Here is a 1,401-nt window from a genome sequence, read left to right on the forward strand (position 1 = left end):
CACAACCCGTAGAGAACTCCTCCGTCAGGGCCGGATAGGTGCCGGCCTGGGCCACGGCCACGACATTGAGGCGCGGGTCCTCCGGACGAAGCAGCCTCTCCATCCACAGGTCGCGCGCCGCAGTGAGTCCCTGTGCGAGCCACCGCGCATTGACGAACTCCATGGCGTGCGTGCCCCCGGGGTAGACGTGCAGCTCGGCATCACCGCCATCGCGCCACACCCTGGAGGTGAAGGCGACATCCTCGTCCCGGAAGACCTCGGCGGAGGCCACCGAGATGAACAGCGGCGGCAGCCCGCCCAGCCACGTGGCGCGGGCGGGGGCCTCGTAGGGGGTGACCAGATCCGTGCCGCGCCGCTCCCCCAGCGCAGCATCCCAGGCGACGTTGTTGTACGCCGTCGGCCAGGTGCCGTCGTGCGGGTACTGACGCGCCGAGACCGAGCCCTGCCAGTGCGGCATGCCGGTGCGGTCATCCAGCATGGGGTAGTCCAGCAGCCCGCCGAGAACGGCCGGGCCCCGTCTGTCTCGCGCCATGAGCAGCGTGCCGACGCTCAGCCCTCCCCCGGCGCTCTGCCCGATGACGATGACGCGCCCTGGATCGGCACCGAGCTCCTCGGCGTGCTCGACCGCCCAGCACAGCGTGGTGTAGCAGTCCTCGACACCGGCGGGTGCTGGATGCTCCGGGGCCAGACGGTACTCAGGACTGACGATGACGCCCCCGTACCTCCGCAGCCACGGGACAACGGTCGACAGGCCGTTGAAACGGCACCCCATCACCAGCCCTCCCCCGTGCAGGGAGAGGAACAGAGGACCGGGGCGGCCCGCGCAGGCGCCCTGGGCGCTCCGTGCAACCGCGGCGGGGAGCGTCGTCCCGTCCTGACGAAGGACGTCAACGTCCTCCAGGTCGATGTCGGGGTGCCTGAGCAGGAAACCCGCCCGGACCTCATCAGCCGGTGCGCGCCAGCTCGGGATTATCTGCACCGTCATGGTCCCGAAGACGCCGAGCGACTCGATGCGTTCAAGCAGGGCGGCAGTAGCACTGTCGTAGGCAGGACGGGCGGGGAGCGCCTCATGCGGGTGGGGCATGCCGTAACTGTTGCACTGTGAGCGCTGTAGCGGCAACCCACTCACAATCAGTCACTGATCTGCGGTATCGGGGTCCGACGCCGCCAGCTGGCCGACGTCGACTCCCGACCTCAGCGCCGCAGCCGCCCAGAGCCCCTCAAGATCGCACGAATGAGTACGATTCGACATTCACCAGCGTAAATGAACCAAAAGTCGGACAATAGGGCCATGCAGATGTCCCGCGGTGTCATGGCCGGCCTCACCACCACCCCGATGACTCAGTCATCCACGGCAATTTCCGAGATTAAGAACTACATTCTCACCAAGAACCTGCATCC

General features: G+C 67.6%; 1 protein-coding gene. It reads right to left on the reverse strand.

The window, feature by feature from the left end; all coding sequences use genetic code 11:
* On the reverse strand, window positions 1-1,084 hold a 1,084-nt coding region (locus RIV14_RS13625), incomplete at its 3' end, for an alpha/beta hydrolase (RefSeq protein WP_309325263.1).
* Window positions 1,085-1,401: the final 317 nt, after the last annotated feature.

Source organism: Actinomyces acetigenes (assembly GCF_031296635.1).
In the GTDB taxonomy this organism is placed as follows: Bacteria; Actinomycetota; Actinomycetes; order Actinomycetales; family Actinomycetaceae; genus Actinomyces; species Actinomyces acetigenes.